Below are 24,168 nucleotides of genomic sequence, written 5' to 3'. Positions count from 1 at the left end.
CTCTTAACTTTATTTAGATTTGGAATAATCGGCCTTAACATTGATGTTATGACAATAATTTTAAATTTGATTGCTATCGCAATCACTTTAGGGAGTCTAACAAAGGCTTTCACTCGTCCTTACTCTATATCAAAAACTATTTGGGGAGCTACGTCAGCATTGTGGGCTTGGTTTCTCATAATGAAAGTTTGTATCACTACTCATTTGATACAGGAATATCCCATTAGCGGTCTTTTATTGGTGGCTCGTCCTTTCTACATAATTGGTCCATATCTTTTGTATTTGTTTATTGTTACGCAAAGAGCCTACACTTTTACGGTCAAAAATGTCTTTTTTCAGGTACTCCCATTTTTTATAGTTGTTATTGATTTGATTCCGTTTTACACGATGCCATTCGAGCAAAAAATTGAAATTATTAAACATATAGAGGCCAAGGATTTGTTTACGAAAACTTTCGGATGGATACCTTTTGTGTGGATTCCGTATGCGCAAAGTGCACTCGGTCTTATTTATTTGGGCTTAGTTTGGAAATTTGTGGTTAGGACGCAAAATACTTTTACTACCCAAAAACTGGTTCCTCAATGGGACGTTTTTTACGTGGTAGGATTTTTGTTGCTGTATATTTCGAACGGGTATATGTACTTGCTAACAAATGAGTTGTTGAGAGAGGTTGATCAAAATCCGTTTATGGAAAAAGTATCATTAATTCATTCTTTGATGTCCTTCATCTTATTCGGTTCATATTTTATCATAAAAGATAGCTCTTTGAGAGCCACAAAAGAGTCTTTAACCGAAAAATATCCGCTTGAAGAACTCGAAGAATTGGCGAAAATAAGTACCACCAAGGTAGACAAAGAGCCCGACATTGTAAATCTGCAAGATTTTGAGTTGATTAAAATCGCTCTAGAAAAAAGTAAATCTTACCATAACCATAAATTTACAATTTCTGAACTCGCCATGGAAGTTGGCATTCAACCGTATGCAATTTCAAATGCTATCAATACTGTGGCTAAAATGAATTATAATGATTTTATTAATAGCTATAGAATTAAGGCTTTTACTCAAAAAGTAACCTCAAAAGAATATCAAAATTATACCATTGAAGCCATTGCTAATGAATGTGGTTTTAAAAATAAAAGTACTTTTTTTACAGCCTTCAAAAAGCAAACAGGTTTAACACCGAACCAATATCTCAAAAAGCATGATATGGAGTTGAAGGGGGAGGAGTAGCTTTTAAAAGTTTTGCCAATCATGAGTAAATTATGAGTGTTGAGTTATGTTTTTTGTAGTAAATGCTTGTTTGTTAATTGTTTGAAGTGAAAATTCATAAATTGTTGTGTGCTGTAGCCCACATGGTAAACTCTTTCTATGCCAGCAATGGAATTATTGAATTTGTCATATCAATGTCTTTTGAGTCTTAAACCAAAATTCATTATCTTCGTAAAATCTCTTTCCTTGGTAAATTTATACGCAAATTAGTTCACCATTTACTGAAACTCTACTATGAAAGTTCGACCAATTCTACTTCTTTTGACGATTACGTCAGTATCACTGTTTTCTGCATGCAAAAAGAATCTTGAAGACCCGCTTAGTACAAGCTCCAATGTGGAGGTCTGTGGCATAAAAGACCCTGTTAACAATCTAAAATGGCTTTCGGACAAAATGAAAGTGTACACCTTTGGGGATAATGCTGATAAACTTAATGGTGTTGTTTTGTTTGAATACAAAGGTGAAAATGTCATAGAAATTCAATGTTCTACTTGTTCTTCTACCAATACGCATCAATACAGCTGTGATGGAACCTTATATGACTTTAGTAACCCTAGTAATTTTCAAGACTTTTTAATTTCTCGGAAAAAAATAAGTCTCCTCTATGGGACAGAAATTTGGAAGTAGGTTAAGCATCAAGGTATAGCAGAATACGCTGTCTTGAAATCCTGTATCTTAGTTTTACTTCGCTTTGAGGGAGTTTGCTATTGTATTTATGCAAAGAAATTAAGTTTTGATTGTTTAGTCGAAGACTTAATTACCTTTGTAATCATTTTGATACAATAGCAATCTCCCGAATGAAAAATCGCAGTATATTAATTCTTATTCTTGGTTTATTATCAGCCATTGGACCCTTTTCGATTGATACCTACCTCTCTGGTTTTCCGACCATTGCGAAGGATTTGGGCGTAACAGTCGACGAGGTTGCCTATTCTTTGTCTAGTTTCTTTATTGGTATTTCGGTAGGACAGCTAATTTACGGCCCTCTGCTGGATAGATTTGGACGTAAAAAGCCATTGATGATTGGTTTATCCATCTATATGGTAGCCTCATTAGCCTGTGCTACTGCCAACTCTGTGGAGGTGCTTATTGTTGCAAGGTTTTTACAGGCCTTGGGTGCCTGTGTAGGAATGGTGGCGCCTCGTGCTATTGTGCGAGATATATTTCCTGTGGAAGAAACGGCAAAAATATTCTCCTTGCTGATGTTAATTTTGGGTGTATCGCCCATCATTGCACCAAGTGTAGGAAGTTATATGATTACCTTGATGGGTTGGCATAGTGTGTTTTATATGCAGTTTGGCTTGGGAGTAATATTATTTTTGGCCTGTTATTTTGCCTTACCTGAAAGTAAAAAACCAGATGAATCCATTTCATTGAAACCCCGAGCCATTATTTTGTCAATTATTGACATTTTGAAAGTACCACAGTTTTATACCTATGCCTTTGCAGGGGCACTGATTTCGGCTGGGGTATATGCTTATCTATAGGGTTCGCCTTTTGTCTTTATGAAACTTTTGGGGTTTCCGAAAAGGAATATGGATGGATTTTTGGCTTCTTAGCAGGTGGCTTGATTGCGAGTAGTCAAGTGAATAATCTTTTACTGAAAAAATACAGTAGCAGTCAGATAGTACGTGTTTCTTTACGTGTCCAAACGCTGGTTGGGGTGATATTATGTCTGGTAAGTATTTTGGGTTGGCTCAATTTATATACTGCATTGGCTTTAGTCTTTTTATTTTTATGCTGTCAGGGCATTAGTTATCCCAATTCTTCGGCATTGTCTTTATATCCATTTACCAAATCTATCGGTGGTGCGTCGGCATTGTTAGGGGCATTACAAATGTGTTTTGGGTCGTTGGCCGCTGCCGCAGTCAGTATTTTTAGTAACGGAACCAGTATTCCTATGACGGCTGTGATGGCTGGTTGTGCTGTATTGGGACTTACTGTTTTTGCTATAGGGGTTTCTAAATTGAAACATGGATAGTTTCAATTCAAATTATTTAATTGTGAATGTAGAATTGTGAGTTAGGACTGCATAAAAGGTTTCAGTCAATTATTTTTATTATCCTTTGCGAAGTACCGACTCACAATTCATCACTCCAAACTCATCACTCAAAACTCTCTAGCTACTCAGTTTTTGGAGTTGTTGCAGAAACATTCGTTCGTATTTTTCAGCCTCAGGGGCTTTGGCATTTTTGAGGCTTTCAACAATAATTTGCATTTGGAAAAGAGCAATTTGTATATCTTGCTCATTACTAGCTTTTCGATTTTGCCCAAAATAATCCAATAATTGGTTATTGCGATTCATCATCGTATTGGCGATTTCCATAGCGGAGGCATGGTCGCCGATCGTTAAATACAAGCTCACAAACCCTGCCGATACATGGTCGTACGGAATAGATTGGTCGGGCATGATACGTTTGCAATAATCTAAGGTATCTTTTGCTTTTTGGTATTTACCCTCATGAGCAAACTGGCTCGCCAAACGTTGAAAGGATAATCTCCCCATGGTAGTTGGTAATTGATAAAACTCAGAATGATGATATACTTGAGGATTATCAAGATTTTTCCAGACCATTTTTTTTATCAAATTACGCTCCAATACGGCTGTATTTACAATTCCTTCGGTAGCTCCTTCGATTTTAACGGGCATCAATCGATAGGCATAACCTTCCAATTGCATAAACTCCTTCATGTTGAGATAACTCACCTTGCTGAGCGAAGAGGCAAAATAAATCGGTCTTTTCCAGCCATTCGCTGCATTTTGGGCAATGATGTCAAGCTGTACCAATTGCGGTTTCAAAATCCCAGACGTGCCAACCGACCAATTCATTTGATTCGTCAGCAAAGGTTCGACGTCTTTTGGCACAAAACCTGCTTTTTTGATTGCATCCACATTAACTGGAATCGTGAGGTTTTCGCTTGGCAAAATATTAATAGAGCTACCATCTTGCAAAGGCACTTTAATCGCCTGATTATCTTCTTTTACTAGTTTGAGATACTCAATCAAATTGATACCACTTTTTACATTCGGGTTTTCATAAAAAAGAATTTGGTCGTTGATACCTTCTCGTAACAAATCCTCAGAAATTGATACAGGCAAAGCTTCCGACTCGTAGGTTTTTCGCTTCATTTGCTCGATGTACCAATCAGTTCCCAATAGCGAAAGATTACAAACTCGTACATCTGTACGGAAGCCCTCCACCTCTTGCACATACCAAAGCGGGAAAGTATCATTATCACCAGCGGTAAACAAAATGGCATTTTTTTCACAAGAATTTAACAAATTTTTGGCAAAATCTACCTGTTGATAACGATTGCTACGATCGTGGTCGTCATAGTTTTGTTGAATCAAAATTACAGGAATGACCAACGATGCTAAACTGGCTAGTCCAACTGAAAGTACTGCTTGACGAAGCAATTTGTTCGCCCATTCGGTCAATTGTATAACCCCTAATCCAATCCAAATGCAGAAAAAATAGAAGGAGCCAACATAAATATAATCACGTTCACGAGGTTCGGTAGGAGGGGCGTTCAAGAAAATAACTAATCCTATTCCTGTCAATAAAAACATCAAAGTCGTGGTCAAAAAGTCTTTTTCGTTTCTTTTCATCAAAAAGAAAAAGCCAATCAATCCCAAAATTAAAGGTAAACCAAAGTAATTGTTATGTGACTTCCCACGAGCCGAAAGTGCCGAATAAGGGCTTTTACTGGTAAATGAGGCCATTCCCGCATCTTGAATATCGCTATCACGACCGATAAAATTCCACAAAAGATAGCGCATATACATATGCCCCATTTGATGTGAGAACAAATAGCGAAGGTTGTCCCCAAAAGTAGGTTTTTGCCCAGGCGCTAAACCAAGCATTTCGGCGTACTGCTTCGGATACTGTTCCATTGGACTAAAATATACCCTTGGGAAAAGCATTTCTTGTTCTTTAGGGAAAATCAATTTTTGTCGGTAATCATATATCTCATATTTGCCATTCGACATTTTGTATTGAGGCTTGCCACGTTCTACATTTTCAACCTCTGCTGTGTAAACGGGACCATATAACAACGAACGCTCACCGTATTGCTCGCGTTTGAGGTATTTTACAAAATTGAGAATGTTACTAGGGTTATTTTCATTGAGTGGCGTATTGTAATTGGAACGAACCAAGGCCAAAGTGTATGACAAATAGCCAATGAGCACAAAGCATAAAGCCAGCAAACTCACGTTTACATGTACTTTGTTTTTTAGAATCGAATAGCGAATAGCACCAACCAAAGCGCCTAAAAACAATATCAAAAATAGGCTTACCCCAACGCCATAAGGCATACCGAGTCCGTTGGTAAATAATAATTCAAACTGAAAAGCCATTGATGGTATGCCAGGAATAATCAGAGAATTGATAACGCCTAAAATTACCAAACCTACTAATAATGCCAGAAAACCTCCTTTATAACTTGGTTTATGGGTTTTCTTGAAATAATAAAGCAATGCCAAAGCAGGAACAGTCACCAAATTGAGTAAGTGAACCCCAATTGATAAACCTACCAAATAGGCAATGAAAATTAACCATCTGTTCGCAGAAGCTTCATCTTCAATAAGTTCCCATTTGAAGGCTGCCCAAACGACAATCGCAGTGAAAAATGAGGACATAGCGTAAACCTCCGACTCAACTGCCGAAAACCAAAAAGAATCTGAAAAGGCATAAGCTAGAGCACCAATAAAGCCAGCACTTAGGAGTGTAAATGTCTCACCTTGTGTTAAGTCTGAAAAAGGTTTTTGATAGGCTTTTCGACCAATCAGTACGATAGTCCAGTGCATAAACAACACCGTCAGCGCACTCGTCAATACTGATAACATATTAATCCAATAAGCCACTTTGGTGACATCAGCCCCTGAGAATAGGGAGAAAAATCTGCCAAGCAAAAGATACAAAGGCGCCCCGGGTGGGTGAGGTACTTGTAATTTGTAAGCACAAGCGATAAACTCGCCACAGTCCCAAAAGGAGGCCGTAGGTTCTACCGTCATAGCATATACGATAAAGGCAATAAGAAACACTGCCCAACCGATTCCGTTGTTGAGTTGTCGAAATGATGTCATAGTATGTTGGGATTTATAAAAAGTCTTTACTAAGCGCCCAGCCATTGGGCGAGCGCCTCATGTTGCTTCATTATAGGTGAAAATGTTTTGATGTTGAAAAATAGAAATAGAGGATTCTTGTTGTAGCTAGCATGTAAAAGTAATCCTTGACACAAAGGAAAATACATTTTTGTTATGTCCTGAAAATCAGGATTGTATTTAACACTATTTAACTTAAAATCATTTTAACATTTGACTAAACCTTCTGAATTTTTTAGGATTTATTGAAGGATAAAGTAATTAAAGTGCCAAAAAGATTGTACTTAATCAATATTGTTTTTGACGTCTCTAATGAATTTCTGAAATCCGATGGATATGTCCAGATTTGTTGAATTATCTAGCGAACTTTGAGGTTAGCAAAGTATTAGAATCTATCCAGAATAACTTAATTAATTGTTGACTGACAGCTATTCTTACTGGTTGTCAATCATTTTTGAAATCATGAAAAAACATTTTTTTCCCCTGTTCTTAGGTGGACTAGGCATTGGTACTACCGAATTTGTAGTAATGGGGATTTTGCCTGACATTGCCAACAATCTAGGCGTTAGTATCACAGACGCTGCCCATATCATCTCTTCTTATGCAGCGGGTGTAGTGGTTGGTGCACCCTTATTAGTATTGTTAGGAAGCAAGTATCCACCCAAAAAGATGCTTTTGTTCCTGATGGTAATTTTTACCATTTTCAACTCATTGTCAGCTTTAGCTCCTGATGAAACTACCTTGTTGTTCTTCAGGTTTTTAGCAGGTTTGCCTCATGGTGCCTTTTTTGGTATAGGTGCAGTCGTAGCAAGTCGCTTGGCAGATGAAGGCAAACAAGCTCAAGCTATCTCGACCATGTTTGCGGGTCTGACAATCGCTAATTTGTTGTTAGTGCCTATTGGTACTTGGATCGGACATGAATATTTGTGGAGATATACCTTTGCCTTGGTGACTATCATTGGTTTAACCACCTTACTTTTCATTAATCTTTGGTTGCCAGCTTTACCATCAGACCGAAACGAAGGAGAAAGTACGATGGCTCAATTAGAGCTTTTCAAACGTGTAGATGCTTGGCTGGTAATTGTGATTACTTCTATTGGAACAGGAGGCTTGTTTACTTGGATTAGTTATATAGCGCCATTGATGACAGAAGTATCGCATTTCTCCGCAAGTAGCGTTTCTTGGATTATGGTTTTGGCGGGTTTTGGTATGGTTGTAGGAAATATCATCGGTGGCAAGTTAGCGGATAAATTGCCTGCTGTACAAGCTTGTTTGTGGTTATTGGTAGCAATGGCGGTGACATTATTAGGCATCCATTTCTTCTCAGAAAACAAAATCATCTCTTTGATATTGACATTTATCGCAGGCGCATTATCTATCTCATTGGCGGCACCAATCCAAATCTTGATGATTAGTACCTCAAAAGGCGCAGAAATGTTGGGCTCTGCTGCCACGCAGGCGAGTTTCAATATCGGTAACTCATTGGGTGCTTTCTTAGGTGGTTTACCTATAACTTATGGTTTTGGTTACAATACACCCGTTTTGGTAGGCATGGCAATGGCATTAGTGGGGGTATTTTTCTCTTTTGTGTTGAAAAAAAGATTGTCTTATGCGGAATAAGTAGAAAATACAATTAGGTATTAGTGCTGAATTGTCCTTTATCCTTGCCTAAAATAGGTTGCCTTTTTGATTTAGAGAATAGCATTATTGTTGCCAAAAAAGCTCCGTAGGAGCGACAGTTTGGTAGCACTAGTTTTGAAAATAACCTTTTTTTGAGCACCGTAGGTGCGACAGAATTTAACTTAGTTTGAGTTCTGTCGCACCTACGGCGCTCTTTTTATGGGTCAACAAATAACTCAATACTACCAAACTGTCGCTCCTACGGAGCTGAGGGAAATATTGGAAATGTACCTACGATTTTTTTTATAAACAGACCTCATTCTACCAACTAATTGAATCATGTTGAAAATTTACTGAAGGAAAGGCAACCTATTTTAGGCAACAGTCACTAGGCAAAGAGTTTTTAATAACCAAAGACATACTTTTTCCAAAACCCATTGCCGAAAGCCGATACCTGAAAGCCACTTCGTCCAAATCCGATATAGATTTCACTCTAATTTCCTTTCGTTTTTTTATTTTTTTCTATTCGAATCATTAAAAAGCATAATTTTGAAGTGAAAAATGAAAACAAATCGATTGAGGAGGCTATTAGCTTCTTTGATTATTAAAATGAATACCATGTCGGAAATAAAATTAGATAGCATTCCAGAAGCAATTGAAGCTATTCGTAGAGGCGAAATTATTATTGTAGCTGATGACGAAGACCGTGAGAATGAAGGAGATATGATTTGTGCGTCAGAAGCCATTACGCCAGAATTAGCCAACTTTATGATTAAAGAAGGTCGTGGTTTGATGTGTGTAACCTTAACGGAAGATAGATGTGCCGAATTGGGCTTGAACATGATGGTGGGAAATAATACCTCCTCTCACGAAACCCCTTTTACGGTATCGGTAGATTTGCTTGGACATGGTTGTACTACGGGTATTTCAGCGCCAGACCGTGCCAAAACGATTCAGGCATTAGTCGACGAAAATACTAAGCCAGAGGAGTTGGGTCGCCCGGGACATATTTTTCCCTTGAAAGCTAAAACGGAAGGTGTTTTACGTCGTACTGGACATACTGAAGCAGCGATGGATTTTGCTAAATTGGCAGGATTTAAGCCTTCGGGCGTACTCATTGAGGTATTAAATGAGGATGGTACAATGGCTCGTTTGCCAGATTTGAGAAAAATTGCCGATAAGTTTAATCTTAAGTTGGTTACCATCAAAGACTTGGTAGAATATCGTCTGCAAACCGAATCGCTTATCAAAAGAGAAATTGGCGTAGATATGCCAACGGATTGGGGACATTTTGATTTGATTGCTTTTCGTCAAAAAGATACAGGCGACACGCATTTGGCCTTAGTGAAAGGAACTTGGAAAAAGGATGAGCCTGTACTCGTGCGTGTTCACAAGTCAAATGTAGTTGGTGATATTTTCGGTTCAACACTTTGTGATAGTGGTCAACAATTGAAAAATGCTATGCAAGCCGTTGAAAATGAAGGAAAAGGTGTGATTTTGTATATGTTCCAAGATGGTAAGAGTGCCAACTTAATGAGCGATTTGAAAAAATACAAACTTCAGGAAATGGGTGTCAATCAAAGTGCGGAAATTACACCAAACGATGAGAGAGACTATGGAATTGGCGCACAAATTTTGAGAGATTTAGGTATTTCAAAAATCAAATTGCTGACAAATAACCCTAAAAAACGTGCAGCATTATTCGGTTACGGTCTCGAAATTGTGGAGACTGTGACCTTGGGATAATGATTTATTAAGTTGAATTTCAACAGTAGAGACGCAATGATTGCGTCTTAAGCTGAGTAAAATCATCAAAAAAGCGGTCGAAAAACAATTTTCGACCGCTTTTTTGATTCAGTTTCAAAACTGTTCAAAAAATAAGTCCAAGACCAAGTCTTGAACTAGTAATAAGAAATCCATTTTGTATTCCTTTCTTTTTATGTAAATTTAATTCGAAAAACCTTCGCTTTATTTACTTTTTACTTTTGTTTTATTTCGAATCTGAAAGTATAGAATGACATTACAGGTTTTTCTATATTTACTCGTAAATTAGTACAAAAAATATTTTCGTTTTGTTTCTTTTATTTGTTTTTGTTTTCTATTTTTGTTTCAAGATAAACAAAAGAGCAAAATGAAGCTTTAAATTACTTAGACATTTATGCTCCCAAATCAACGTAGAGAAAAGATTTTAGAATTATTAAAAGAAGATGGTTCGGCTAAAGTGGCTGACTTGGCTCGCTTGTTTAAAGTAACAGAGGTGACCATTCGTCAGGATTTAGAGAAACTGGAAGCTGAAGATTTGATTATAAAGGAGCACGGTGGTGCTTATCTCAAAAACGTAGAAGACCAAGTAAAAAGTTTTTCCCTTGTTCATCAAGATAACTTAGATAAGAAAGAGAAAATCGCTGAAAAGTGCCTTGAATACATAGACTCTGGCGATACCATTATCTTAGACTCGGGCAGTACAACAACCGAGATTGCCAAAAAAATTAAACACTCAGGTATAAGAAATCTAACCATTATTACTAATGCTTTGAATATAGCCATGATGCTTGGTGCAGAGCCGAGTATCGAGGTCATTATGACAGGAGGGGAGTTTAAACCACCAACCTTGTCATTGACAGGACAAAAAGCTGCCGATTTTTTCAAAGGCTTGAATGTGCAAAAACTGTTTTTGGCCACGGCTGGAATTTCCCTAAAATCAGGCTTGACTTATCCAAGTATCAGTGATTTAGTCGTGAAAAAAGCTATGATTGATGCCGCCGAGATAACTTATTTGGTAGCAGACAGCACCAAAATTGGTAAAAGCGCTTTGGCAAGCCTAGGCGCATTGAGTTTGATAGATTATATCATCACCGACGACGCCATTGAAGACAAACACAAAGAGGTTTTCAGAGATAATGAAATAGAGGTAATAATTGCCTAGAGAAAAGGCAATAAGGATTAAGTATTATAGCTGACTTGTGAATGTAAATCTTTAATTGTCTGTTTTTTACATTTATAAATCTATTAATCATATTCTTCGTGATTTCTTAGGTATCAGTGCAAAATAAAATTGAGTTGTGAGCATGCGATATAAGTATTTCTCAAGAATCAGTAGAAGTTTTTTCCTAATGCCTACGACTTATAGCCAAAAGCGTTCTAATTCCATTTTATTTTGCATTAAAACTTAGAGCATGTCTAAATTTTATCAATCATTGAAGATTAAAAAATTGTATTTGAATTTCTGAAATCCTGTTGTTTGAGCCGCAGGCGAGGTGGTTCGCCACTCCGATTAGGATTTCTTGACTTTCTTTTGCGGCCGCCGCTGCGGTTACTTTTCTTGTGCCAGACGGGCACGCCTAGTGAAGAAAAGTAAGGAGTGGCGAAGGGAGATTTCGTTTTTTAACAGATACCAAATAAAATTTTCAAACATAATCTTAATTAGCTTCTTTCACAAAGAATTTCTAATTAAAAATATCAGGTATTTGCATTAAAACCATTTTTAATGCCTGATATTCTTTTGCCTCAATATTGTTTAAAAAATATTATTTAAGTATGAAGAGGTCTTAAATCAATAGTATATCTGAGATACAATTTGACTATAATCTTTTGATGATAATTGTATTCTAATAACTGATATACGATTAACGAATAACCGCTTTTACTTATACCTGACTTTATTCAAATTTAACTTGAAATAGGATAGCGATTTATCCATAAAAACCATAAAAATGACACTTGGTGTAATCATTGGAAACAGAGATTTTTTCCCAGACAGTTTAGTCGAAAAAGCAAGAACTGAAATTATTGAGGTATTCAATAGCCTTAAAATTAAGCCTATTTTGTTGGATACTACAGATACAAAATTAGGGGGCGTGGAGACTTTCAGAGAAGCTCAAAAATGTGCGGATTTGTTCAAAGCCCATCGTGATGAGATTGCAGGGATTTTGGTATTACTTCCAAACTTCGGTGATGAAAAAGGAGTGGCAGATACCCTTAAATTAGCCAATCTCAACGTGCCAGTATTGATTCAGGCATACCCTGATGATTTGAGCAAAATGAACGTGGTCAATCGCCGTGACTCATGGTGTGGTAAGATTTCGGTTTGTAATAACCTTTATCAATATGGCATTAAATATACGCTAACCAGTCAGCACGTTTCTGCTCCTTCTGATCCAAACTTCCAAAGAGATTTACTAGATTTTGTGTCGGTATGTCGAGTGGTAAAAGGCTTAAAAAGTGTTCGTATTGGTGCTATTGGTGCTCGCCCTGGTGCATTTAATACAGTTCGTTATTCTGAAAAAATCCTTCAAAGAAACGGCATTACCGTAACGACTTTTGACTTATCAGAAATTTTGGGACGCGCCAACAAATTAACAGGCAACGACGAAAAAGTAAAACAGCATTTGGAATCTATCAACGCTTATGCTTCTAAAGGTAGAACACCAAACGAAGCTATGATTCAGATTGCCAAATTAGACGTGGTATTGAAGGAAATCATGGAAGAAAATGTGCTAGATGCTACGGCAATCCAGTGCTGGACTTCTTTACAACAAAACTACGGTTGCAACGTATGTACGAGCATGAGTATCATGTCTGAAAATATGTTGCCTTCAGCCTGCGAAGTGGATGTAACAGGAACGCTCTCGATGTATGCTATGCAATTGGCTTCAGGCTCACCAAGTGCTTTGGTAGACTGGAATAATAATTATGCCAACGACGAAGACAAATGTGTGTTGTTTCACTGTGGTAACTGGGCAAAATCATTTTTACCAGATATTCAAATTAGTAATGCCCCAATTTTAGGAACTTCGGTAGGAGTCGAAAATACCTATGGTGCCTTGGACGGCCGTACACCTGCTATGCCATTGACATTTGGAAGAATTAGCACCGACGACCCTAAAGGCATCATCAAAGCCTACATTGGCGAAGGCGAATTGACCAATGACCCTTTAGAAACATTTGGTAACCGTGCCGTAGCTCAAATACCTGATTTGCAGGGACTCATGAAATATATTTGCCGTAATGGATTTGAACACCACGTAGTAATGAATGCTTCTAAAACAGCTTCAATTCTAGAAGAAGCACTAGGAAACTACATGGGTTGGGAAATCTACAAGCATTAGAAATAGGTGCTTTAGGCGATGAGCTTAAAAGCAATGTATTCTGAAAACCTTTTCAAGATCAATTTATGAGTAAGCTGAGTTTGATTTTTTCTTTTTTCTTCCTCGCGCAGACGGCTATTGCACAAAGGGCGGTGCCCGTAAAACCCCGTATTCTTGTGAGTACGGATATAGGAGGAACTGACCCAGATGATAATCAGTCTATGATTCACTTACTCATGTACAATGAATTGTTTGATATTGAAGGGCTGCTTTCATCGCCATCTTATGGAGACGGAAGCAAAGAAGAAATACTTCGTACGATAGACCTTTACGAAAAAGATTTACCAAAACTCAAAAAACATAAACCTAATCTGGCAACCCCAGCATATTTACGCTCGGTGGTAAAACAAGGACGACATGGAGCTGCGCCGTATAAAGGCTACGTTACCGCAACAGAAGGTTCGAACTGGATTATTAAATGCGCACAGAAAAAAAGCAATAGACCTCTATGGGTTTTGGTTTGGGGAGGTTTGGAGGACTTAGCACAGGCATTACACGATAAACCAGAAATTCAAAATAAGATAAAAGTATTTTTTATTGGTGGACCCAATAAGAAGTGGAGTGCCAATAGCTATGCTTACATTGCTAAAAACTTTCCGAATCTTTGGTTTATTGAATCAAATGCGTCTTACTACGGCTTTTTCTCTGATAATGTTCCTGATAGTTTGAGTAATAAAAACTACTACAAAAACTTCATTCATGAAGCAGGATTTTTGGGAAAAGATTATAAAGCTAACCGTTACAAAGGTGTTCTTAAAATGGGAGATACCCCTTCATTGTTATACATGATGGATGGTAATCCCAACAATCCCATGAGAGAAAACTGGGGTGGTAGTTATGTGAAATTTAAGCATAGTCCAAGAGTACTATTTAACGGTAATACATCGATTAGGGATACAGTAACCGTATTTTCTATTGTTGAATTTATGTTTAAAGGACCTGTCGTTAATATTCCTCCTGATTCTGCTTGTCTGACTATGTCGGTAAAGTCTGAAATTGGTGAACAAAAATGGAACGGTTTTTACCTTGGAAACGGAAACTATGTGGTAAGATATTGCCCAAAACGTACGGAGACGTTAAGCTACAAGGTAACATCAAATATCAGTGGATTTAAAGAGCAAAACGGCACATTTGTAGTAAATAATATATGGCCAGGAAAACCTCATAATACTGACTATCAGTTAGGGGCAAATTGGTACACAGATAGGTCAAACCCTGAATTGTACGATGATATTTGGCAGGGCGGTAAAACCGTTCTCAAATGGCGTAATAATGTATTGCTAGATTGGGCTAAACGCTGGAGTTGGCTTCGGTAAGTATTAGTGCTGAATTATGAGTTGTGAATTGTGAATGTAAAATTTTAATTATCAATTCTTTACATTATAAATTGATTAAATCTTATTCTGCACGATTACTTAAGTTAGTGGGCAAAATAAAATTTAATTTTGAGCTTTCGGCTTTCGGCGGTGGGCTTTGGGAAAAATGTATGTATGTGGTCTTTAAAAATATTTTAACACTCTTTGCCTTATGCCTGTTGCCTTGTCCCTAAGATAATAAAATTTAATTTTTGAGCATACGGCTGTAAGCTTTGGGCAATCGGCAAAAAAATATCCATCGTCAATAAAAAACATTTTAACTCTCTTTCCCTTATGCCTGTTGCCTGTTCCTCTAACACATAAATTGAATTTAACTATAAGGCTATCAGGAAAAGTATTCTAATAACAGATATACTGTCAACTTATAAATTTTTAAGACTGCCAAGATTAAACGATATTCATTTCAAGAAGCTCAAACACTATGAACATTAAAGAATTAGAAGAGAAATCTAAAGTATATCGCAAAAAGATTCTCAAATATATCTACAATGCGAAGGCAGGACACACAGGAGGAAGCCTCTCGATTATTGACATTTTGAATGTGCTTTATAACAAGGTATTGAATGTTTCTCCTGAAAATTTTAATACACCTGAAAAAGATATTTATATCCAAAGTAAGGGTCATTGTGTGGAGGCTTTGTATGTTGTTTTAGCCGACAAAGGCTTTTTCCCTGAAGATGATTTATTGACGCTTTGTCAGTATCAATCGCCTTACATTGGTCACCCAACTAGGAAAATCAAGGGAATGGAGCAAAATACGGGCGGTCTTGGACATGGGTTATCTATTTGTTGCGGGAGTGCATTAGCAGCCCAAAAAGACCAATCAGACGTAAAAGTTTACACCGTTTTGGGCGATGGCGAAATGGCAGAAGGCTCAAACTGGGAGGCATTTATGTTTGCAGCACATTACAAACTCGATAACCTGTGTGCTATTTTGGATTATAACAAACTCCAAATTACCGCACCCAATGCCGAAGTTATGGGCTTGGAACCACTTGACAAGAAATTAGAAGCGTTTGGCTGGGCAGTTCGTCATGTAGACGGCAATGACGTAGAAGCCTTGGTGAATACCTTTGATGCACTTCCCTTTGAGTCAGGAAAACCTTCCTTTATCATTGCACATACGACCAAAGGAAAGGGCGTGAGTTATATGGAAAATGTCTTGAAATGGCATCATGGCGTACCAACTGCCGAGCAATACGAGTTAGCCTTGGCGGAAATAGACAGTTAGTTGACGTATAGTAGAAGGAGTTAATGAGGCAGTTTCAACTATTGCAGATGTGGGATTTCTGATTTCGGAATAAAGTGTGTATGCCTTTATTGCTTGCAAAATATGAGCCCCAAAGTAGCTGTGCTTCCGAAATACAATATTGGAAATCCGAAATAGTTAACGAACTCACCATTCAAAATATCAAACACATAATAAGAAAATTTATGGGTCAAGAAATCACCAATATTCCGAAAGGAGTAGGGCTTGCCAATTTGGAGGTCTTCGCTTCAACCTTGGAATCGCTCGCCCAAACAGATAAAACCGTTTTTGCCGTTACCAGTGACTCAAGAGGCTCAGGTAAGTTAGTGGGATTTGGGCAAAAGCTTCCAGCACAAATTGTAGAAGTGGGTATTGCAGAACAAAACCTAGTTGGCGTTGCCACAGGTTTGGCGAGTATGCGTAAGAAGGTTTTTGCTGTTTCGCCAGCTTGTTTTTTGACAGCTAGAGCCTTAGAGCAAATCAAAAATGACGTTTGCTATTCTGATAATCCAGTCAAACTTATTGGTATTTCAGCAGGCGTAAGTTATGGCGCTTTGGGTAGTACACACCACAGTTTGCACGACTATGCGGTATTGAGAGCCATCAACAATATTACGATTATTGCACCAGCAGATAATTTCGAAACTGCGGAAGCAATTCGCCAAGCGGCTGCTATGGATTCGCCTGTTTATCTTCGTTTTGGAAAAAAGAATATGCCCGAAAAAATCGAAGAGGTTGAGCATGCGACCAGCTTCGAAGTGGGCAAAGGGCGTGTAGTAAAAGAGGGTTCAGATTTGACATTTATTGCTACTGGCGAAGCTGTTTGGCCATGTTTGCAAGCCGCTCAAAAGTTGGCTGAGGAGCATCAAATTTCGGCTACAGTGGTAAGTATGCATACCATTAAACCTCTAGATCAGAGACTGATTTTGCAATTAGCTTCTCAGAATACGCCAATAATTACCGTAGAGGAACATTCGGTATACGGCGGACTCGGCGAGGCTGTAGGTTCGGTGCTTTTACAAAATGGTTGCCATAATAAGTTCAAAATCGTAGGCTTACCAGATGAGCATACCGTTTCGGGTTCGCAAGGGGAGATTTTTGAACATTATGGAATTTCAGCAAAAGGATTGTCACAATCAGCTTTAAACATTTTAGGCTAATATGAAAAAATATATCCTCATAACGACATCGCTGATTTTAGGAGTTTTTCTGGTAAGTGCTTGTTCAAAAAGCCAGTCGAATGAAAAGAAAAAAGTAGCAGTAGTTATCTCTACGCTCAACAATCCTTGGTTTGTAATCTTAGCAGAATCTGCCGCCGAAAATGCCAGAAAGTTAGGTTATGAAGCCAAAATATTTGATTCTCAGAATAGTCCAGCCGTAGAGTCAGACAATTTTGAAAACCTTATTTCTTCTGAATTCGATGCGATTCTTTTCAACCCAACTGATGCCGATGGGTCGGTTTCCAACGTGCTTCGTGCCAAGGCTGCTGGTATTCCTGTATTTTGTATGGACCGTGAAATCAATAACGATGACGCTGCTACCAGCCAAATTTTGTCAGATAACTATTCTGGTTGTGTCGAGGTAGGCATTGAGTTTGTAAAAGCCTTGAAAGAGAAAGGTACGTATGTCGAGATACTGGGTATGGTGGGAGACAACAATACTTGGGCACGCTCAAAAGGTTTTCATTCGGTGGTTGATAAATTTCCTAACCTCAAAATGGTCGCTCAACAAAGTGGTGATTTTGACCGTAACAAAGCCATGGAGGTTCTGGAAACCATCATGCAAGCACATCCCAATATTGACGCAGTTTTCTGTGGTAATGATGCCATGGCGCTAGGAGCTTATCAGGCATTGCAAGCCGCTGGTAAAACCAAGGTAAAAGTATTTGGGTTTGATGGTGCTTCGGAAGTTATCGAAAAGATTAAGGAAGGGAAAATCGTCGCAACAGGTATGCAGTATCCAAAAATTATGGCAAAAACTGCTGCTCAATATGCCGACGAGTATATCAAAGGCAGGCGAGACTTTCCACAAAGAGTACCTGTAGAAGTAGAACTTGTGAATAGTGCCAATGCGAAAAATTACGTTACTATGCCATAGGCTATTAGCAGTAGGCATTAGGCTATCACAATGATTCCACTATTTTATATGAAATACTTTGATTGACTATCCTAAGGAATAAAGTTCACAGCCTAAAGCTTGTAAATTTAGCTTGATTTTATCCCCACAACACAATTTGTGTTCAAAATAAAGTTGACTCAAATTTGAATGTAATAAATTGATATTTATAGTGTTGTGTTATTGTTCTGGTCTTAATGTTGGACAAAATGATTAATCAGTAAATCAGCATTCAAACTGAATCGAGGCATAAAACCAAAGTATCGTGACAAATGCCTTTTCTCTAAAGAAACTTATAACTATGAAAAAAATTATCATTTCCTCTGTCTTGGCAGTTGTGGCTATCTACAACTCCATCTACATAGAAAGTTTAGATGATTTGAAGCAAAAAAAGGAATCTAACTTTGATTTTGCCAAATATTCGCAAGACTTATATCAACAAATTCTTTCCAAATCGCAAGCTGTGGAGTTATCACAGTTATTATCGTCTTTTGCCGCAAAAGACCATGCGAGCGTAGTCAAATATGGCAATAGGTTAGGAATAGGAAGTTCGGCATATTATTTGGTCAAATGCCAAGCCAAAATTTTGGAGGTTCAGGGAGATAGGTTGAAAGTATTGGCATCAGGTAATAGACCTTTAGAAATAGATACAAAATTCATTTTTGGGAATGCCATTCGTGATGCTTCGGGGTTGGTAAAATTAACCGATTTCAAAACTACGGCTGAGTTTAACAAGATTTCGGAAAGCTTGAATACGATTATTCGTGAAAAGGCCATTCCTGACGAAATCAAAACGGTGAAAGTAGGTGATACCATTGATTTAGTTGGCGCGGTAAAGCTGGGAGAAAAGCAAGAAGATTTGCTTAATTTGAGCGTATTGCCTATCAAAATTTCTAAAATATAAGCGTTTCCTCAAAATCATTCGCACGTGCTACAAGCAGTCAATATTTCAAAATCATTCCCTGGTGTGAAAGCATTGAAGGGCGTAAACTTGAATTTTTATCCTGCCAAAGTCAACGCCATTTTAGGAGAAAATGGGGCAGGGAAGTCAACCCTCTTGAAAATCCTTACAGGCGTATATCCCGATTACGAAGGCGAAATACATTTGAATGGACAAATTGTAAAATTTAATCATATCAAAGATGCTCAAAAAGCTGGAATTTCGATTATTCATCAAGAACTAAACTTAATTCCAACATTGACCATTGCTGAGAATATTTTTTTAGGTCAAGAAATAGAAAATCAGTGGGGAATGCTCGATTATTCGGGTATGAAAAAAGTTACGAATCAATTACTTCAAAGATTAGAACTGAAGCTTTCACCTGATACTTTGGTACAAAACTTAAAGGTTGGCGAACAACAACTCATCGAAATTGCCAAGGCTTTATTGATAGATGCTCAGGTGATTTTGATGGACGAACCCACTTCGGCGCTGACTAAAGCTGAGATTGATAACCTCCATCGTATCATTGCTGAACTCAAAAAGGAAGGCAAAACGATTGTCTATATTTCGCACAAAATGGAAGAGTTGTTTCGTATTGCCGAAAAATATACCGTTATGCGTGATGGCTGTAGCGTAGCTGAAGGCGATATGTCAGATACCACAGAGCAGGCATTGATTCGACAAATGGTGGGTCGTGAGGTGACGATTGAAAAAAAAGCTAAAACTCAAATCTCACAAGATGTAATCTTAAATATTCAAAATTTTACCCTTCCTCATCCTAAACTCAAGAATCGTAACTTATTAGACGAAATTTCATTAACTCTTCACCAAGGCGAAATCTTAGGGATTTTTGGGTTGATGGGCGCTGGACGTACCGAATTGCTTGAAAGTATTTTTGGACTAAATAGTAAAGTCCTGAAAGGTTCGATGGTCGTACATCAAAAGCCGGTAAAGATTCAATCGCCCAAGGACGCTATTGCTAATGGGATAGCTTTTGTAACGGAGGACCGCAAAACAGAAGGCTTAGTCTTGGGAATGAATATCGCCTCCAATATTTCACTTACTACACTGGCTAGCGACAAATTGCTTGATACTCGACAAGAGCAACAAAATGCGCAAAGCTATATCGATTCGTTGGCAATCAAAACTCCTTCTTCACAACAGCTTTGTTTGAATTTAAGTGGAGGAAATCAACAAAAGGTGGTTCTTGCCAAATGGCTGGCGACCAACCCTAGTATTTTGATGCTCGACGAACCCACCAGAGGAATTGATATTAATGCCAAAAACGAGATTTATGAATTAATCAAAAAACTTTCGCAAGAAGGAAAAAGCTTTATTGTAGTCTCTTCTGAGATTCCTGAACTACTAGCTTTAGCCGATCGATTTTTGGTTATGTCTGGCGGACGTATTACTGCTGAGTTGAGTGCAGAGGAGGCCAACGAAGATAAATTGTTGAAGGCTGCAATTTTATAAATTATCTTATTCGATTCTTTTTCAAATAGTTATAAACATACAATGCACAAAGAACTATTAAAAAAATCACAATCACTGATTGCACTTCTGTTGCTCTGTATTGTCATAAGTATTCTTTCAGATAAATTTCTTTCTGCCAATAATATCTGGAATGTACTTCGTCAGATTTCGGTAAATGTCTGTATTTCCACAGGTATGACCTTGGTTGTCTTGATGGCAGGAATCGACTTGTCGGTTGGTTCTGTATTGGCGTTTACTTCGGTGATTTGTGCAGGTTTGCTCAAAGACGGAATCACGATTGGAGCACTGAATATTCATGTGGGTTTTACCATTTTTGGCGGTATTTTGGCCGCTATTATTGTAGGCTTATTGATTGGACTTTTCAATGGCTTTGTGATTACCAAATTCTCTTTGCCACCCTTTGTGGCAACGCTTGCGATGCTCACAATAGCCCGTGGTGCAACTATGCTTTATACCCAAGGGATTCCTATTTCTAACCTAGGTCCCAAATTTGAATATATTGGTTCTGGTTGGTTGATTGGTATTCCTGTACCTGTCTGGATTTCGATTTTACTGGTATTATTGGTGGTATTTATCAGTCAGAAAACTGCCTTCGGACGTCATATCTATGCGATTGGTGGAAATGAAAAAGCAGCTTTTCTGTCTGGAATCAATATACAAGTTACCAAGCTTATCGTGTATGGCATTTCAGGAATGATGGCGGCAGTGGGAGGAATCATGGTTACTTCTCGACTCAATTCGGCTCAGCCAAACGCAGGTGCAAGTTACGAACTCGACTCTATTGCAGCAGTAGTAATTGGGGGAACTTCGTTATCAGGAGGTATTGGTACTGTGACTGGCACTGTGATTGGCGCAGCGATTATTGGGGTGCTCAACAACGGCTTGGTGCTATTGAATGTATCCCCGTTTTGGCAACAAGTAGTAAAAGGTTTGGTGATTTTATTAGCCGTAATTATTGACCGTAAGAGTAAAAAATAATGAAATATATTTTAGCCATTGACCAAGGTACAAGCAGTACTAAATCTATCATTTTTGATAACCAAGGAAAAGTTGTCAGTAAAGGTCATGCCGATTTACATACCAATTATTTCGATAATGGTTTTGTGGAACAAGATCCAGAAGAGATTTTTCAAAATGTATTAACTTCTGTGAGCCTGTGCTTGGAGGATTTTCAGCACAAAGGATATAATCCCAAGGATATTGCTTCGTGCGGCATTAGTAATCAGCGAGAAACTTTTGTGCTTTGGGACAAAACTGGAAAAGCACTTTCGCCAGCCGTGGTTTGGGCTTGCAAAAGGTCTACGCAAGTATGTGAAAACTTGATTCATCAAGGGCAAAATGAGTTGATAAAACAACATACGGGCTTGATTATCGACCCGTATTTTTCAGGGACTAAATTACTGTGGTTGTTGGAAAACAACCCTGATTTAAAAACTCAACTTGATAATAGAGAGGTTTATTTTGGTACGGTGGATTGCTGGCTTTTGTACAAGCTTACTGAAGGTAAATCTTTTAAAACTGACCATACCAATGCGCATAGAACCCTTTTGCTCAATATTCATTCTTTGACTTGGGATAAAGAAATCTTAGCGCTTTGGGGACTTGAAAAACTTCATTTGCCCGAGGTATATCCTTCCTCTCATGATTATGGACATTGGACCTACTCTGACGATAAATCTGCTGTAGGAGTTTTGGCACAAAGTCAATTGCCTATTACTGCCCTTATTGGTGATTCACATGCGGCTACTTTTGGAGAAGGCTGTTTCGAAAAAGGAACCGCCAAGGCAACTTTAGGAACAGGCTGTTCGATTATGTCCAATATTGGCAATGAACCCTTGATTTCTTCTAATGGTATGCTAACTACTGTTTGTTGGAGCGTAGAGGGGAGGATAGATTATGCCTTTGAAGGAGCAATCGTATCATGCGGCTCAACGATTGAGTGGCTGAAAAACGAAATGAAATTTTTTACACATCCTTCCGAAACCGAAGATTTAGCTCAAAAAGTAAAAGATAATGCAGGGGTATATCTGATTCCTGCCTTTAGTGGCTTAGGTGCACCACATTGGCAAATGAGTCGAAAAGCGTCTATTCAAGGGATTTCTTTTGGCACTAATATCAATCATATTGTACGTGCAGCCTTAGAGAGTATTCCTTTCCAAATAAAGGATGTTCTGGATGCTATGAGTAAAGATATGGGCAAAGATTTTACATCGATTTCGATTAATGGCGGGATCAGTCATAATAAATTTGTCACTACCTTTTTGGCTGATTTACTGGGTTTTTCCATCAAAAAACAAGCAAATCATGATATCTCGGCATTAGGTGCTGCGTATTTAGCAGGTCTTAAAAGCGGTGTTTATCAGAGCCTTGATGCTTTGTCAGAACTTTGTAAAGCCAATTTTACCAGCATCGAACCTGCTGACAACACCCATGTGAAGGCCTATTATGAAGGTTGGCAAAAAGCCTTAAATGGTTAAGAGATAAATAGGAAAAGGTTATTGGTTAACAGTATATTGCTTATTGTAAGATATTCATAATCAAAAGGTTATAGTCAATTTTTACCTTAGTTATACTATTAGTTTAATCTTTCCTACTACCTAAATGCTACTGAGTATCATTATTAGTACTACATTTTTCATCAGCTCCGTAGGTGCGAAAGACTTCAAGATAGTAAGAAGGCTTTCTGTTGTTCCTACGGAGCTTTTACAATTATTTTGTAAAAAACAAAGGTATTTTACTTTACTTCCGAAATCAGAAATCCCAAATCCGCAATTCAGCACTACTTCTTGATACTATCTTCTATTTAAGTCTATCTTTCTTATAGGATAATGCTTTTTTATTACACGTATATTCATTTTAAATGGTCATTAATCTAAATTTCTATTGAGATTTTTTCTAAGAATCAATCAATAGCAGAGTGCTTTAACCTCTTAGTATTTTGTTTTTTGAAAATTCTCTCAGAAAAAACTGGCTTAAAAGCTTTACTTTTTTAAATAGTCCCATAGTTTTGTAAATCGAATTTATGAGAACTAATCATTAATAATTCTATTTAAACCCATCAAAAGCGCGCCAATACATAGCGATATAGAACTTTTTTCACTTCTTCAAGAAGGAAAGTCAATGGCCTTTGACGAAATATATGAACGTTATTGGTCCAAATTATACGCTTATGCCTACAATCGTTTGCGTGACAAAGAAACCTGTGAAGAAATTATCCAAGAAGTATTCGTGAGTTTGTGGGCCAATCGCAAAACGACCAAAATCGAAAGTTCTGTTTCGGGTTATCTCTATCAAGCCGTCAAATTCCAAATGCTGAATTTTATGAAGTCGGCGGAAGTCAGAAATAACTATTTGGCGCAATTTTCCCATTTTCGAGATCAACTTTTCGATGATTCCAATAATGAGAGTATTGCCTTCAACGAACTTCGCATGATGCTGGAAAAAAGCATGAGCGACTTACCCGAAAAATGCCAAGAAGTATTTCGCATGAGTCGTGTGCAACATTTGAGCATTCAAGAAATTGCCCAACAATTGAATATTTCGCACAAAACTGTCGAAAACCATTTGACAAAAGCCCTCAAACATCTTCGTGAAGATTTAGGAGATTTTCTGATTTTGATGGTTGTGTTGGGATTAATGAGATAAGAGTATATTGTTTTTCTTCAAATATGCCATATCAATCACATTCCCAAAAGCATTGGGACTCTATTAGAAAAATCATATTATATAAAAAGTCACTCATTCGCTCAATCAATAATCACTCAATACCTAAGCGTTTCTACTCAAAAATAAGTTTTTATTAAATTTTTTTGTTTTGGAGTAGGTGTAATTCCATTGTCAATTTACTT

17 protein-coding genes and 1 pseudogene are annotated in these 24,168 nt (G+C 37.8%); 17 read left to right on the top strand and 1 reads right to left on the bottom strand.

Annotation, left to right across the window (positions count from 1 at the left end; translation table 11 throughout):
* The first annotated feature begins 48 nt into the window (after positions 1 to 48).
* The 4 genes from QM524_RS22370 (at position 49) to QM524_RS22355 (ending at position 3,250) form a co-directional block, all read left to right on the top strand.
* Complete coding sequence (locus tag QM524_RS22370) at positions 49 to 1,230, top strand: helix-turn-helix domain-containing protein (protein ID WP_283346317.1); 1,182 nt, start codon at positions 49 to 51, stop codon at positions 1,228 to 1,230.
* 273 nt (positions 1,231 to 1,503) lie between these two features.
* Positions 1,504 to 1,896 carry a hypothetical protein gene (locus QM524_RS22365; protein WP_095165872.1) on the top strand — a complete coding sequence of 131 codons (393 nt, stop codon included), beginning with the start codon at positions 1,504 to 1,506 and terminating at the stop codon, positions 1,894 to 1,896.
* Positions 1,897 to 2,066: 170 nt separating this feature from the next.
* Positions 2,067 to 2,756, top strand: a complete 690-nt coding sequence (locus QM524_RS22360; RefSeq protein ID WP_283346316.1) for a Bcr/CflA family efflux MFS transporter — start codon at positions 2,067 to 2,069, stop codon at positions 2,754 to 2,756.
* Between the two features lie 98 nt (positions 2,757 to 2,854).
* Positions 2,855 to 3,250 carry an MFS transporter gene (locus tag QM524_RS22355; protein ID WP_283346315.1) on the top strand — a complete coding sequence of 132 codons (396 nt, stop codon included), beginning with the start codon at positions 2,855 to 2,857 and terminating at the stop codon, positions 3,248 to 3,250.
* Positions 3,251 to 3,388: 138 nt separating this feature from the next.
* Here the strand turns inward: QM524_RS22355 and QM524_RS22350 are convergent, their stop codons facing one another.
* Entirely contained in the window at positions 3,389 to 6,358 is a 2,970-nt protein-coding gene (locus QM524_RS22350; RefSeq protein WP_283346314.1) for a glycosyltransferase family 117 protein, read from the bottom strand.
* A gap of 480 nt (positions 6,359 to 6,838) precedes the next feature.
* Between QM524_RS22350 and QM524_RS22345 the strand changes: the two genes are divergently transcribed.
* From QM524_RS22345 to QM524_RS22285, 13 genes and pseudogenes are all read left to right on the top strand, one after another.
* Entirely contained in the window at positions 6,839 to 7,996 is a 1,158-nt protein-coding gene (locus QM524_RS22345) for an MFS transporter (RefSeq protein ID WP_283346313.1), read from the top strand.
* A 618-nt stretch (positions 7,997 to 8,614) separates the two neighbouring features.
* Positions 8,615 to 9,736: pseudogene (gene ribB / locus QM524_RS22340) on the top strand (3,4-dihydroxy-2-butanone-4-phosphate synthase); the annotation flags it as partial.
* A 418-nt stretch (positions 9,737 to 10,154) separates the two neighbouring features.
* The gene (locus QM524_RS22335) at positions 10,155 to 10,922 is read left to right on the top strand and encodes a DeoR/GlpR family DNA-binding transcription regulator (protein WP_283346311.1); all 768 of its coding nucleotides are present in this window, start codon (positions 10,155 to 10,157) and stop codon (positions 10,920 to 10,922) included.
* A 787-nt stretch (positions 10,923 to 11,709) separates the two neighbouring features.
* Positions 11,710 to 13,104: an L-fucose/L-arabinose isomerase family protein gene (locus tag QM524_RS22330; RefSeq protein ID WP_283346310.1), complete on the top strand. Its 1,395-nt coding sequence runs from the start codon at positions 11,710 to 11,712 to the stop codon at positions 13,102 to 13,104.
* Positions 13,105 to 13,259: 155 nt separating this feature from the next.
* Positions 13,260 to 14,459: a nucleoside hydrolase-like domain-containing protein gene (locus tag QM524_RS22325; protein ID WP_283346309.1), complete on the top strand. Its 1,200-nt coding sequence runs from the start codon at positions 13,260 to 13,262 to the stop codon at positions 14,457 to 14,459.
* A gap of 481 nt (positions 14,460 to 14,940) precedes the next feature.
* A complete protein-coding gene (locus QM524_RS22320; protein WP_283346308.1) occupies positions 14,941 to 15,750 on the top strand; it encodes a transketolase in 810 nt (269 codons plus the stop codon).
* 203 nt (positions 15,751 to 15,953) lie between these two features.
* Positions 15,954 to 16,928: a transketolase family protein gene (locus QM524_RS22315; RefSeq protein ID WP_283346344.1), complete on the top strand. Its 975-nt coding sequence runs from the start codon at positions 15,954 to 15,956 to the stop codon at positions 16,926 to 16,928.
* A gap of 1 nt (position 16,929) precedes the next feature.
* Positions 16,930 to 17,865, top strand: a complete 936-nt coding sequence (locus QM524_RS22310) for a D-ribose ABC transporter substrate-binding protein (protein ID WP_283346307.1) — start codon at positions 16,930 to 16,932, stop codon at positions 17,863 to 17,865.
* A gap of 319 nt (positions 17,866 to 18,184) precedes the next feature.
* Positions 18,185 to 18,787, top strand: coding sequence for a DUF2291 family protein (locus QM524_RS22305; RefSeq protein ID WP_283346306.1), 603 nt, complete (start codon positions 18,185 to 18,187; stop codon positions 18,785 to 18,787).
* A gap of 24 nt (positions 18,788 to 18,811) precedes the next feature.
* Complete coding sequence (locus QM524_RS22300) at positions 18,812 to 20,299, top strand: sugar ABC transporter ATP-binding protein (protein ID WP_283346305.1); 1,488 nt, start codon at positions 18,812 to 18,814, stop codon at positions 20,297 to 20,299.
* A 42-nt stretch (positions 20,300 to 20,341) separates the two neighbouring features.
* A complete protein-coding gene (locus QM524_RS22295) occupies positions 20,342 to 21,298 on the top strand; it encodes an ABC transporter permease (RefSeq protein ID WP_283346304.1) in 957 nt (318 codons plus the stop codon).
* On the top strand, positions 21,298 to 22,797 hold the full coding sequence (locus QM524_RS22290) for an FGGY family carbohydrate kinase (protein WP_283346303.1): 1,500 nt from the start codon (positions 21,298 to 21,300) through the stop codon (positions 22,795 to 22,797). The genes QM524_RS22295 and QM524_RS22290 overlap by 1 nt, the downstream gene beginning before the upstream one ends.
* A 562-nt stretch (positions 22,798 to 23,359) precedes the next feature.
* Positions 23,360 to 23,965 carry an RNA polymerase sigma-70 factor gene (locus QM524_RS22285; RefSeq protein ID WP_310586462.1) on the top strand — a complete coding sequence of 202 codons (606 nt, stop codon included), beginning with the start codon at positions 23,360 to 23,362 and terminating at the stop codon, positions 23,963 to 23,965.
* The last annotated feature ends 203 nt before the right edge of the window (positions 23,966 to 24,168 follow it).

The organism is Flectobacillus roseus, assembly GCF_030056595.1.
In the GTDB taxonomy this organism is placed as follows: Bacteria; Bacteroidota; Bacteroidia; order Cytophagales; family Spirosomataceae; genus Flectobacillus; species Flectobacillus roseus.
Note: the sequence above shows the minus strand (reverse complement) of the source record. Positions and strands in the feature narration are given on the sequence as shown.